The following is a 12,906-nucleotide window of genomic DNA, read 5'->3' as shown; positions in this document are numbered from 1 at the left end:
TATTCAGTCGGTGGTCCTCCCGGCGGGGTCGGTCAGACCGTGCACGTCGTCGAGAACGTCGACGACGGACCGGAGCGATTCATCCGAGACCGGGTGGATCATGGGCGCAAAATCTGCGGGAACGTCGGTGCGGCTCGGTTCGGTCGCACCGCGGATTCGGTTCACCCGCCGCTTCACGAAGCCGGCTACTCGGAGCGCCCCGCGGATGGGACGCCCATACCGCCACGCGCGGCTGTGCAGCAGCCCGGCAAGCTGCTCGTGAACGCCGAGAAGGGCGAAGGATTTCCGCAGATAGGGAACGATGTCCCCGGGCATGATCAGAAGTGAACTCTCGAGTCGATCGAGCACTTTCGCCTCCGACCAGGCCCAGGACTTCTTGGAGTGCTCGGTGTATGACGAGTTTCCTCCCTCCCAACGGCGATAGATGGCCGTCAATGAGTCGACTTCGGTGACGCCGAGGAGCAGGGAACCGCGCAGGATCATGTCCCAGTCCTCGCAGACGGTCAATTCTTCGTCGAACTCGAATCCGAGGATGCTGAAGAGCGCCGCAGGAAACGCCCACGACATGAACGGTGAGTAGTTCATCTGCAGGTGGGCCAGCTGATCGAATTCGCGCGGGTACTCCGCCTTGGGCCAGGACAGGGTGCGGAAGCCGATCTGGTCCTGTGGCCAGAGCTCCGGCTTGACCATCTGGGTGGCGACCAGGGAGCGAAGAAGCCGTCCCTCGCTCGTTCGTGAGGCGATCTTGAACTCTTCCACCCAGTTCCCGAACAGGAGATCGTCATCGTCGTAGACCGCGACGAACCGACCCTGTGCGGCGCGGATACCCGCGTTCAGTGGCTTTCCCCGGTTTCCGCCGTGAACTTCAATGAGGGAAATCCGATCGAGGAAGCCCGTCGACTGCTGAGCGACAATCGCGCGGACTTCGGCGGCATCGGCCGGGGTGGCATCGTGATCGATCACAATGACCTCAAAGTCCTGGTCGCTCTGCGCCGCCAGGCACAGCAGCGCGTCGCGGAGAGGCTCTGGTCGTTTTCCCTGAGTCCGCAGAAGCACGCTGAGGAAGACCCCACCCTCCTGCTCCTCTGCGATGAGCTGTTTCGCGCTCTCCAGCGCGTTCCGGAGGCGCGGGTCGATGCGCGGTCCCGACATCAGCTCGGACAGCAGGATCTGGATTGTCGCCGTCTGGGGAGAGCGACGATCATCACCCACGGTCACGTCAGAAGCGGTGGACTGCATACTTGTCTCCAATGAACTGTCCCACCAGGTGCCCGGCGTCGAGGGGCGCCGGCAGCGATCCACTCTTGCTCTTCGTGTGGAAGGCCGCAACAGCCTTCAGAACGGCGTCGGTGCCCTCATTCTGGAATTGGGCGATGAGCTTCTCGACGATCTCGGGATGCGAATACTTGTGCGCGATGAACAGCGCGGCCTCAGCCGAGTAGTACACCTCGGCGCTCGTCGGTGGCCAATCACCGGTTTGAGTGAGACGTTTGTCGTGGAAGACCCGAGCGGAGGGTTCGAACACGACCCGATAGCCGGCCAGGCGCAGCCGCCACGAGTAATCGACGTCATCGCAGTAGAGAAAGAACGTGTCGGAATCGAATCCGCCGATCGTGTCGAATGCCGCCCGGGGGGTCAGCGCACAAGCCGTCGAAGCCCAGCTCGTGTTGCCGGTGTTCACCTCGAAGTCTTTAGGGTGCTCGATGGGGATCTGGCGGGCTTCAGCGATTCCTACCGAACCTGTGACGGCTCGGGTGAGCGCGCGCACCGTGTCCGGCGCAACGATGGCATCGGGGTTGAGGATGAGGATCAGGTCCGCGTCCGAGAGCGCGGCGAGAGCATTGTGGCCCGCTGCAGACCCAAGGTTCTTGCCGAAGACCCGGTAGATGAGCTCTCCGGCTTCCGCCGCGACGACGGCGCGGATCTCCTCGAGAATGTCCGCGCCCAGAACGGGTTCGGCGCTGCAGTCACCCAGGAGAAGCGTCCACGCCCCGACCAGGCCGTCTGACCGCGCCCACTTCACGGAGTTGGCCATCGCCTGGGCGGCTCGGAGGACTTCGTGCGCATCGTTGCCGAACAATACGGACTGCACCGACACCGACCGAGGGTCAGCCACGGGGTAACCCCGTGCTCCAGTCGCCGCTCTTGTCGGTACCTGGCGTCACACAGAACATGTCCATTACTTTGCGTTCCTCTTTGTCTCTGAATCAAGGATGCGGTCAGTCTTGTCCGCCCCCACCGTGGATCGGATCCGTTTCCGTCCCGGCCACCGGCCCCGAATCATCGCAGCCCAGAATACGAGTCCCTTTCCCGGGCCCCAATTTTTGAGCGACATCGCCCATTTCTCGACGCCGTGCCAGCTCAGCCAGGCGCAGCCAAGAGAAATGACGAGGGCGGTGAGTGCGAACCAGCCGTAGCCCCAGCGGTAGACGCCCAGGTAGGCAAGGACCTGCTGGACAAGGAAGCCATAGATGTACACACCGTATGAGTAGTCGTTCCGTGCACCGATCCACTGGAGCCGGCGAGGAAGTCGGGCCGCGAGATAGAGGACGAAATAGGCTCCGGCGATGATGCCGAGGGTGTTGAACGCGCCATAACGCAAGGTGACGATCACGATGAGTCCGGCAAGCACACCCAGACGATCGTCGAAGGGGACCGACCTGGAATACACCGCGAGCGTGGAGCCGACCAGGAAGGTGAAGGTCAGGGCGACAAGCTGGGTGTCTGCGAGGAAGGGCGCGATGGACCCGAGACTCGCCGGATTCGACAGGTTGATGATCTGCAGTACGAAGAAGCCGACGGTGAGAGCCGGGACAACTGCCTTCGCTCTGGCCAGCACGCCGAACGCAACGAAGACCCCGATGACCAGATAACAGCGCCATTCATAGATGAGTGTCCAGATCGAACCGTTGAAGACCGATGCCTTGACGCTCTGCCCGTATGGCGTCGTCTCCGCAAAAATATCGTAGATCCCGTAGGTGCCGATGTTCATGGTCCAGTTGCCGGCGACATAGTGGAACGGACCGTTCGGGGCGCGGGCGAAGAAGTCGCCGAGGGCGCCGCCCGCCGTGACCCAGATCACCGGAGCAACGACGAACGCGGTGATGAGAAGGACGCCCCAGTACGCGGGAAAGATCCTAAGAATGCGCCTCCACATGAACTGGAGGATGTCACTCGACATCCCGCTCTTGGCGATGAGGTAGCCGCTGATCGCGAAGAACCCTCCGACGGCGATGCTTCCCAGCGAGGCCTGGCCGCGGGTGAGTTCCCAGAACGGGTCCCGTCCGAAGCCACCCGTGGGAAAGGCGTGGTCGAAGATGACCAGCGAGGCCAACAGCAGTCTGAGTAACCCCAGAGAGTTGCGGTGTCCACCGAGGGCCTCCGCAATCGTCAGCCCCACCTGTCGGGGTGCGACATCCGATCTCTCAGGCGGCACTGGTCTCGCCCCGGTTCAGAGAGTCGAGATACGCCGCGATTGTTGGTTCTGCCTCCCCCACGGTGACGAGTTCGCCGTGCCTCAGCCAGGCGGCGTGATCGCACATCTCCTGGACCGCGGTCATCGCATGGCTGACCAGGATCACGGTCTTTCCCGCGCGCTTGAAATCGATGAACTTCTGACTGCATTTCTCCTGGAACTCTGCATCGCCTACGGAAAGCACCTCATCGACCACGAGTACGTCCGGGTCGACATTGATGGCGATCGCGAATCCAAGACGGACATACATTCCCGAGGAGTAGTTCTTGACGGGCTGGTCGATGAACTGTTCCACCCCGGAGAAGTCGACGATTTCGTCGAACTTGCGGGTGATTTCGCGCTTGGACATCCCGAGGATCGATCCGTTGAGGAACACGTTCTCACGGCCGGACAGCTCCGGGTGGAAGCCGGACCCCACTTCAAGCAGGGCTGCGATCTTCCCGTTGTAGGTGATGGAGCCCTTCTGCGGGAAGTAGATCTTGGCGAGGCATTTGAGCAAGGTGGACTTGCCGGAACCGTTGCTGCCGATCAGACCGAACGTCGACCCGGTCGGGACCTCGAAGCTCACGTCCTTGAGCGCCCAGAAATCCTCGTGAACCGACCGGCGCCCTCGCATAATCGCGGACTTAAGGGACTGGTTTCGTTCGTGATACAAACGGAATCTCTTGCTGACATGGTCAACGCTCACTGCAATGTCACTCATAATGCCTCCGCCAGGCCCTTCTCGCTCTTACGAAACACCCACACGCCCACGACGATTGCCGCGAACGCCCACACAGCACAGAATAAGAGGTCCTGTGGGTTGGGCCAGGTGTTGTCGTAGAGCAACTGCCGGAAAACGGCGACAAACCGTTCGAGCGGATTGAGCCGGTAGATGTCCATCAGGGTGATAGACGTCCCGAACAGCCCCCCATGCGCCCGAGACTGGTCCTCGACCAGGCTGATGGGATAGATGATCGGCGTGAGGTACATCCAGATCTGCATGACGATCGAGACGAGGTACTGCGTGTCCCGGAAACGGACGTTCGCCACCGAGAGCATCAGGGCCAGGCCTGACGCGAAAATAGCGAGCAGCACCATGACGAAGAGCACCAGCGGGATCCACGGCCAGACGAACGACCCGCAGATCGCCAGGACGAGGACGAGGACGCCCATCTCGAAGAGCCAGTTGTAGCCGATGGAACCGACCGTCGAGAGCGGGAGCACAATTCGAGAGAAATAGACCTTCTGCACCAGGCCCGCGTTGGCAATGATCGATCCCATGCCGGTCTGCACGACGTTCGCGAAAAAGGCCCACGGCAGCAAGCCGCAGAGCAGCCAGACCGCGAAGATGTTGAGCCCACTGGGATTGCCGGGAGGTGGAGTGACCCGGAGAATAAACGCGAACACAATTGTGTACACCAGCATCGTCGCCAGTGGGTTGACCAACGACCACAGCTGCCCGAATATTGTGCGTTTGTACTGGCCACGAATCTCACGCAAGGTGAGATTGGCCAAGAGCTCCCGGGAATCGAGAACTTCCTTCATGTATCGCATGTAGCCTCACTGAGTGGCCGGTCGGATGGCCGCAAACCAATCTAGCCTAGAACGATGAGGAGCAACCGTATGGCCGTCGCAGCCAAATCACAGTCAACGACCGCCCACGTGGCCGTCGTGACCGTGAGCTACGGGTCGGGAAAAGTGCTGGGCGATTTTCTCGGTTCCCTCGGTTCGGCGCTCACCGGTCCGCTGCACATCGTCGTCGCAGACAACAAGGTACTCGAGGGTGACACGACGGTCTCGGGTCTCGCTCGTGCCGCCCACGCCGAATACCTGCCTCTCGCCGACAATCTGGGTTATGGTCACGCCATCAATCAAGCCCTCAAGACACTGCCCGCTGAAATCGACTGGGTTGTTGTGAGCAATCCGGACATCATCGCCCGGGCGGGCGCGATCGACACGCTCCTGAAGTCCGTCGGGGATGACGCGAAGATCGCCGCGATCGGACCGGGCATCCTCACCTCGGCCGGCGAGGTCTACCCATCCGCCCGCGTTATTCCCTCGTTGCGAACGGGCATCGGCCACGGCCTGTTCGCGTTGGTGTGGCCCAACAATCCCTGGAGCCGCAGCTATCGGCAACAAGGTGCGGCGAGCGTCTCTCGTCGCGACGCCGGATGGTTGTCCGGCGCATTCGTGATGGTGCGCCGCTCGGTGCTGGACGAGCTGGGCGGGTTCGACGAGGGCTACTTCATGTACTTCGAAGACGTTGACCTCGGATTCCGGATCGGAAAGCTCGGTCTGCGGAACGTATACGAACCGTCGGCCACGGTAGTCCACTCCGGGGCGCACTCGACCCAGGACGACAACGCCCGAATGATTCGGGCACACCACGCCAGTGCCGAACGCTTCCTGTCCAAGAAATATTCTGGACCGCTTCTCCTGCCGGTCCGCCTCCTCCTAGCAGCCGGCCTTCGGCTTCGGGCTGCCGTTTCGGAACGTAGGCACCCGAAGTCCTAGCCGGCGAGCGGGCGCTCTTTCCGCGACCCGACGGTGATCTTCTCCGGTCCTCGATGGCATGTACCCCCCGGTTCAGGGACAGGAGCAGCGTGCGGCCAAGTCGGTAGAGTGAGGAACGGATGACTCAGGGGGCGGCGCGGATTCGACGGTCGTGGTTCCGGAGCGTTCACCGTCAGGTGAGGCCCCGCATCACAACAGGATCGGACACTGCATGCTCCACTTCTCCCGCTTGGGATCAGGCACAGTGCTCGCTGCAGTGCTGGTCGTCAGTGCGGCAGTAGTCCCCGCGCAAGCGCTCCCGGCAACCACGGCCGACACCGCCGACACCGCGACTCTTCACGCGACGGGCACCATTGTCATCCTCTCGGGTGAGGAAGACCCCTCCAGTCCCGTTCAGAACCTCGCCGACCAAGTGCGCCTGCTCACCGATGACGGCGCATCCGTCGAACTGACCGGGAACCTGCCAGACGACGTGACGTCGGGCAGCACATTCAGCGGAACGCTCACCGTCCCCACCTCTGTCGTCGCCGCCGTCCCCGCCGTGACCGAGGTAACCGGGCCGGTGGAGGCAACGTCGGAAACCGGTAAGGAGGTCGTATCGGCCAGTGTCGCACTGGACGCAGCCTTGCCCGTCGTTTCCGCGACGATCGAGGCGCAGGTCGCCCAGACGTCCGCCGCAGCAACGCATGCGTTCGACGTATTCGTGGCCACCTTGCCGGCGGCTCCGACGACGCCTGTCCTCGACGACCCCGGGATCGCTGCGCTCGAGGCGACGGTGAGCACCTTTTGGTCATCACAAAGTGCCGGCCAGATCATCGGCTTCACCCAACCGCTCGCAACGAAGCGCGTCGTCACTGCGAATTCCTGCCAGGCGACGAGCATGTTCAAGGAGGCGGCTGCCGCTTTCGGTCATCCGCAAGGCTGGTACACCACCGGCTTCAACGCTCACCACCTGGTCATCCTCGCTCCCGCATCATGCGGCGAGGGGAGCGGGCTGGGAAGTGTCGGGCTGGTGCCGTCCGGCGGAGTCGTCTGGGCCAGCTACAGCGCCCTGTTCGGGACGAACGCTGTGGCCCACGAGATCGGCCACAACCTCGGGCTGAGGCACTCGAACAAACACACCTGTCCGAATCCGATAGTCGAGGGCGCCTTTTCTGGTGGAACTTTTTCCGACGGCTGCAGTGACGTGGAATATCAGGACTTCTACGATGTCATGGGCGGAGGCTTGAGCTACGACGGCATGACCAACGCCCAATTGCCCGCCCTGAATATCACCCAGAAGTACAAATTGGATGCCATCACGAGCGCTGATCTGGTTCCCGTGAGCCTCGTCGCAGGCGTCACCTCCGGCGCCGGTAGTTTCACCCTGCACCCGATCTCCGACGCCACTGGGGTGCGCGGCTTGAAGATCACGGACCCTAGGGACGGGGGCGTGTATTTCGTGGAGTACCGATCCGGAACCGGCATGGACGCCGGCTCGCTCTACGCCTCCGGTCGTGTACCAGGGATGACGCGAGGCGTTCGTGTTCTGCGCCAGCGGGACGATTCCACCTCCGCCGTCCTGACTTTGCCGAACGATGACGGCACCCGGTCGATGGCATTGGGGGTGTCCCAGTCGCTCACATCACGTTCCGGCGGGGTGACCGTCGCCGTCACGAGTGTCTCCGGGACAGCCGGCGTCACCGTCTCCCTCGGCGACGCGGCTGGCGCGCCGAAAATGGGGACGGGGGCCGTAGCCATCAAGGGCCAGAATTCCGAGCTCGTGCCCGGGACGACTGTCGAGATCCGTCAAGGCGACTGTGCTGGCCCGGCCGTGTGGCGCACAACCACCGGAAGCATTCCCAGCGCATACGGCGCCTTCGGAATCGGCCTGACGCCGGGCTCGTACTGCATCGTCACCCTCGCCGTTCCGGCCCCCTACGGCATGCCGTCCGGGAACACACTGTTCCAGATGGGCGCGGGAGCCGGGAACTGGGTCACAGTGTGGCTTCCTGGACCGATCTCGGGGGCCCTCGTCGCCAAAGACGCGCAAGGAATCGGAATCAACGGTGTCACAGCACTTATCCGTCAGGGATCCTGTGCGACGCAAGGACCCGGGGTGTGGCTGAACACGACCGCAACAAACCAATGGTCTTCAGGCGGATTCGGAATTTCCCTGAGCCCAGGGGCCTATTGCACCACTATCGTCCAGGTCCCGAGCGGCTTTTCGATTCCCGCTCCAGCAGACGTCACCGTGGCCGCCCCAGGACCCCTCTGGATCACCGCATGGATACCGGGCCCGCCCACGCACTAGACGCGGTGGCACCGGCCAGGACGGACTCGGCCAGATCGGGCCTGCACTGTGCGGCACTGTCTTGGGCCGGCGTCGACACGAACCAAAAACTCCAAACCTGAACGGTCACACCCTCGAACACGGGTCTTGACGAGCGCCCAACCACGCGCCAGCGTGAGATCACGCATAACTGAAAAAATCTGGGGGAAACTTGTTGAAATTGTTGTCAGCAGCGGCCGTTCGTGGGGTCAGGCCTCGCGCACGAGCGCACCGCACGCAGAGATCTTCGTTTCTTGGGTTGGCGCTGGCAGTGAGCCTCCTATTTGGGCTCACCGTTGCAGCACCGGCACAAGCCGCGAGCATCGGTACCGGTGCCGTTTCGATCAAGGGCCAGAGTTCAGAACTCGTCCCAGGCGCGACTGTCGAGATTCGGCAGGGTGACTGCTCCGGGCCAGCAGTTTGGCGAACGACCACCGGCAATACCCCCAGTGCTTATGGCGCATTCGGGATCGGCCTCGCACCCGGCGCCTACTGCGTCGTTACCCTCTCCGTTCCGGCACCGTACGGGATGCCAGCGAACACCCCGTTCCAGATGGGGTCCGGAACAGGCAACTGGGTCACCGTGTGGCTGCCCGGGCCGCTGGCCGGCGCCGTCGTCGCGAAGAACTCGCTCGGCTACGGAATAAATGGCGTCACAGCGTTCATCCGTCAGGGATCTTGTGCATCCGCGGGCCAGGGCGTCTGGCAAAACATCACCGCAACGAACCAGTGGTCCAGCGGCGGTTTCGGGATCTCGCTTCTCCCCGGGACGTACTGCACCTCCGTCCTGGACGTTCCATGGGACTATTCGGCACCCCAGCCCGTTGAGACGGTGGTCTCCGCTCCCGGACCTATCTGGATCACCATCTGGCTCGCGTCTCGGACGGTTCAGGGACAGGGCGACTCAGTAATTTCGATTGCGACGCAGTCCCGACAGAAAATTGTCGAGTTCACCTGCGCCGATTGCACCTCGAATGTCATCGTCGAAGCGGTCGGCCCGAACCAAACGTTTGATCTTCTGATCAATCGAATCGGCTCCTACCCCTCGGGAAGGATGCTGGTCGGTTTCCTCGATTGGACAGACTCCAACTACAATCAGATTTCGGTTCACGCAAGTGGACATTGGACGCTGAGAATTCTCGACCTGGACATGATCAGACAAGCGGGATCCACGATCTCGGGCACCGGCGATGATGTGGTGTATATGGATACCCCTGGGGTCGTCGCAACATTCTCAAACCATGGGACCTCGAACTTTGTCGTGTGGGCGACGGATCCGACCTATGGCATTGACCTCAAGGTCAATGTGATCGGAGACTACTGGGGAACAGTTCCAATGACGTCTCCATCCGTCGTACAGATCACCTCTGACGGACCATGGACCATTACGACGTGGTGACGCCTGTGAACGACTCCGCCGACTAACGTCCTGCAGTCCTGCACAGGGCCGGGTTCACCGTGGTGAGCCCGGCCAATTCCTCGCGCGCTGCCGTCGCGGACCGAACTCAGCGTGCGAGGAGGCCACTTCGGCATTTCGAAGGGTGCATTGCCGATTGAATATTGGCTTCCAGGGGAGCCACCTGTGGTGCGTGTCAGAGCCACCTCGCCGATCCATGGATCGTGTCGTTCAGAGCCACGATTGGTGTGGTTGAGAGCCACCTGAAAAGCTCCTCCCACCATGTGACGGACACGTGGTGGAAGGAGTACCGGTAATGGTACGGAAGATCAAGGCGAAACTTGTCTTGCAGCTACGAAACCAGGGGTTGTCGGGCAGGGCGATCGCCTCGGCGCAGGGCATCGCCCGCAACAGCGTCCAGGCAGTGCTCGATGCTGCGGACCGCCTCGGCCTCGGCTGGGACGACGTCGAGGAGAAGTCGGAAGCCGAGGTGTATGCGGCGTTGTTCCCGGGCCGCGGGGTGCACGAGAGTGTGTTCGCGCAGCCGGACTGGGTTCGAATTCACACCGAGTTGGCCCGGGTCGGGGTGACGCTGAAGCTGCTCCATCAGGAGTATGTCGACGCGACGTCCATGGCGCAGGCAACGATGAGCTACGACCGCTTCTGCCGCCTCTATGGCGAGCACGCCGCGGTCTCGGGTGCGACGTCTCGGGTCGGCCACAAGGCCGGGCGCAGTATCGAGGTCGACTGGTCTGGGCCCACGATGCAACTGCTGGACCCCACGACGGGTGAGATGTCGAAGGTGTATCTGTTCGTCGCCTGCCTGCCGTTCAGCCGCTACGCGTTCGTGGAAGCCTGCCTGGACATGAAGCAGGAGTCGTGGCTGCGCGCCCACACCGCGATGTTCGCGGCGTTCGGCGGCAGCGTCCCGCGCCTGGTGCCCGACAACCTGAAGACCGGGGTCATCTCCCACCCGAAGGAAGGCGAGGTCGTTTTGAACGACTCTTACCGGGAGATGGCGGCGCACTACTCGGCGGCGGTGCTGCCGGGTCGAGTTCGCCACCCGCGCGACAAAAGTAGCACCGAGAACACCGTCTCCCATGTCGCGACCTGGGTCATCGCCGGGCTGCGGCAGGAGACATTTACCTCGCTGGCTCAGCTGCGCCTGCGGATCCGGGAACGGATCGAGGCCTACAACCGGCAGCCGTTCCAGAAGCGGGACGGGTCCCGGCTGAGCGTATTCACCCTGGAGGAGAAACCGCTGCTGCAGGCCCTGCCCGCGGTCCCGTTCGAGATCAGCACCTGGGCCTACAAGCGCAAGGTCGGCAAGAACGCCCACGTGGTCTGGGCGCGGAACTTCTACTCCGTCCCCTTCACCCACATCGGCGCGCTGGTGGACCTGCGTGTCACGGAGACGATGCTGGAGGTCTATCGGCGCGACGAGCGCCTGACCAGCCATGTGCTACTGCCGGCCACGACGGTGAACCAGTATCAAACGAACGAGGCGGACCTGCCCGAGGGCCGCAGTTTCCAGGCCTGGGACCGGGCCCGGATCGAGGAGTGGGCGGCGCCTGCGCGCTGGCGCTGCGGGGTCCGGTCCGCTCCCCGCGCTACGCGCATCTGCGGCCGATCCTCGACACCGGGCAGGACAAGACCGGACACGTCCCCGATCAGCCCGAGAGTGACGGCGGCGGCTATGTTCGCGGCGGCGCCTACTACGCCGGAGGGACCCGATGAGCGCCCTCGATGGGGAGACCAAACGCAAGCTGCGCGAGATGAACGCCGGCGAGCTGCTGCAGGCGCTCGACATCCAGGACGACACACTGTCGATCGGCCTGGCCTTCGAGGAGAGGGTCCGGCTGGTTGTCGATGACGCCTATTCGACGTTCATGCACTCCAAGGTCGAGGGTCTGATCCGGCGGGCGGGACTGCGGTATCCGAACGCGGATCTGCGCCGCATCGACCTGCTCGACGAACGCGGACTGAATCGGCAGCTGCTGACCCAGCTCGGCACCTGCTCCTTCGTCACCCGGCAGCAGAACGTGGTCTTCCAGGGCTTCACCGGGTCGGGGAAATCGTATCTGGGCTGCGCGATCGCCAAACGCGCCTGCGAACAGCGGATCCGCGCGCACTACGTCCGGATGCCCGACCTGGAGGAGGCCTGGGTTGCCGCGCAGGACACCACCGGAGGCGCGGGCAAGTTCCTCCGCAAATACGCGGCGTTCACCCTGCTCGTTATCGACGAGTGGCTGCTGGACAAGCCGACGGAGTCGATGCGGACGATGCTGTTGGAGTTGATGGAGCGTCGTTACGGCGAGACGTCGACAGTGTTCTGCACCCAGTATCAGCAGAAGGACTGGCATCAGCGCCTCGCCTCCGGCGTTCACGCGGACGCGATCATGGACCGCATCATCCACAACACTGTCTGGGTTGAGACCGGCACCTACAACATGCGCGAGCACACCGCTCTCGCCAGCACCTGATGACGAGGCGCCATGGACCACGCACCCGAGACCAGGACCTCGCTCTCCTTGCCGCTGGCGGCGAAACGGGATGGTGGGACGACGCCGGACACCCAGCGCCCTGGCCCGAGGACTTCCTCGATCCCGACGCAGGATGGAGCACGGGCAACGCTGTTGCCCGCGAGGGCACTTCGGCCGATAAGGATCGCGTCAACCCGCCGTTCTGACCTGGGGGTGGTCGGAAACCGCGCCGCAATGGCAGGTTTCTTAGCGCCGAAATGGCCGGCTCGATGGTGACGAAACGCACCTAACACCCGGCGGAGAGGGCCAGTGGCTCTGAACCACACCACCACTGGCTCTCTTCCGCACGATCGGTGGCTCTGAACCGCACGATCGGGTGGCTCTCAAAGCATCAAATACTCAGCCGATAGACATCGGCTTGTTCAGACCGGTACTGGACGGACTATTTCGAAGACAACCGAGGTGGTCTAGTCAGTGCGCCGACGGCCGCTCACGTAGGTATGCTACGGATAGCAGGCGTTCAGTTCACGCTCAGCCAGGACCGGGGGAACATGAGTGCTCGAGAAGTATTCGCTAGTACAGAAAGAGGCCGTCGAGGACCTCTCATCCGACTGTTGTCCCTTGCCGCGACGGTTGTCATGACTCTGAGCGTAGGCATATCGGCTGCCTCACCGGCAAGCGCGACGGCGTACGGCACGGGCGCCGTCGCGGTCAAGGGTCCGAATTCAGAATTTGTCCCTGGAAC

9 protein-coding genes and 1 pseudogene are annotated in these 12,906 nt (G+C 62.9%); 5 read left to right on the top strand and 5 right to left on the bottom strand.

Translation table 11 applies throughout. The features are described 5' to 3' along the window. Positions 1–3: 3 nt before the first annotated feature. The 5 genes from RHM57_RS01575 to RHM57_RS01555 all read right to left on the bottom strand — a co-directional run bounded on the left by RHM57_RS01575 (position 4) and on the right by RHM57_RS01555 (position 5,002). Positions 4–1,239 carry a glycosyltransferase family A protein gene (locus RHM57_RS01575; RefSeq protein ID WP_322189455.1) on the bottom strand — a complete coding sequence of 412 codons (1,236 nt, stop codon included), beginning with the start codon at positions 1,237–1,239 and terminating at the stop codon, positions 4–6. After that, on the bottom strand, positions 1,220–2,116 hold the full coding sequence (locus tag RHM57_RS01570) for a hypothetical protein (protein ID WP_322189454.1): 897 nt from the start codon (positions 2,114–2,116) through the stop codon (positions 1,220–1,222). The genes RHM57_RS01575 and RHM57_RS01570 overlap by 20 nt, the downstream gene beginning before the upstream one ends. 63 nt (positions 2,117–2,179) lie before the next feature. After that, positions 2,180–3,400 (bottom strand): acyltransferase, encoded by a 1,221-nt coding sequence (locus RHM57_RS01565; RefSeq protein ID WP_322189453.1) that lies wholly within the window; start codon positions 3,398–3,400, stop codon positions 2,180–2,182. 25 nt (positions 3,401–3,425) lie between these two features. After that, positions 3,426–4,091, bottom strand: a complete 666-nt coding sequence (locus RHM57_RS01560) for an ABC transporter ATP-binding protein (RefSeq protein WP_241985001.1) — start codon at positions 4,089–4,091, stop codon at positions 3,426–3,428. A gap of 83 nt (positions 4,092–4,174) precedes the next feature. After that, positions 4,175–5,002, bottom strand: a complete 828-nt coding sequence (locus RHM57_RS01555) for an ABC transporter permease (protein ID WP_322189452.1) — start codon at positions 5,000–5,002, stop codon at positions 4,175–4,177. Positions 5,003–5,065: 63 nt separating this feature from the next. Here RHM57_RS01555 and RHM57_RS01550 point away from each other — a divergent pair, with 63 nt between their 5' ends. The 5 genes and pseudogenes from RHM57_RS01550 (at position 5,066) to RHM57_RS01530 (ending at position 12,161) form a co-directional block, all read left to right on the top strand. Further along, positions 5,066–5,971: a glycosyltransferase family 2 protein gene (locus RHM57_RS01550; RefSeq protein ID WP_322189451.1), complete on the top strand. Its 906-nt coding sequence runs from the start codon at positions 5,066–5,068 to the stop codon at positions 5,969–5,971. A gap of 244 nt (positions 5,972–6,215) precedes the next feature. Continuing rightward, positions 6,216–8,264, top strand: coding sequence for a zinc-dependent metalloprotease family protein (locus tag RHM57_RS01545; RefSeq protein WP_322189450.1), 2,049 nt, complete (start codon positions 6,216–6,218; stop codon positions 8,262–8,264). A 289-nt stretch (positions 8,265–8,553) separates the two neighbouring features. Continuing rightward, positions 8,554–9,681, top strand: coding sequence for a hypothetical protein (locus RHM57_RS01540; protein ID WP_322189449.1), 1,128 nt, complete (start codon positions 8,554–8,556; stop codon positions 9,679–9,681). Between the two features lie 313 nt (positions 9,682–9,994). After that, positions 9,995–11,415 (top strand): annotated as a pseudogene (gene istA / locus RHM57_RS01535) (IS21 family transposase). After that, complete coding sequence (locus tag RHM57_RS01530) at positions 11,412–12,161, top strand: ATP-binding protein (RefSeq protein WP_322189448.1); 750 nt, start codon at positions 11,412–11,414, stop codon at positions 12,159–12,161. Before istA ends, RHM57_RS01530 begins: the two are co-directional and overlap by 4 nt. The last annotated feature ends 745 nt before the right edge of the window (positions 12,162–12,906 follow it).

Source organism: Cryobacterium sp. 10S3 (assembly GCF_034344045.1).
GTDB classification, from domain to species: domain Bacteria; phylum Actinomycetota; class Actinomycetes; order Actinomycetales; family Microbacteriaceae; genus Cryobacterium; species Cryobacterium glucosi.
This window is presented reverse-complemented; position numbering and strand designations above follow the sequence as displayed.

Excerpts from the sequence above, each read along its gene's own strand:
- RHM57_RS01550 (WP_322189451.1), top strand. The coding sequence starts at position 5,066 with ATGAGGAGCAACCGTATGGCCGTCGCAGCCAAATCACAGTCAACGACC.
- RHM57_RS01575 (WP_322189455.1), bottom strand. The coding sequence starts at position 1,239 with ATGCAGTCCACCGCTTCTGACGTGACCGTGGGTGATGATCGTCGCTCT.
- RHM57_RS01555 (WP_322189452.1), bottom strand. The coding sequence starts at position 5,002 with ATGAAGGAAGTTCTCGATTCCCGGGAGCTCTTGGCCAATCTCACCTTG.
- RHM57_RS01530 (WP_322189448.1), top strand. The coding sequence starts at position 11,412 with ATGAGCGCCCTCGATGGGGAGACCAAACGCAAGCTGCGCGAGATGAAC.
- RHM57_RS01560 (WP_241985001.1), bottom strand. The coding sequence starts at position 4,091 with ATGCGAGGGCGCCGGTCGGTTCACGAGGATTTCTGGGCGCTCAAGGAC.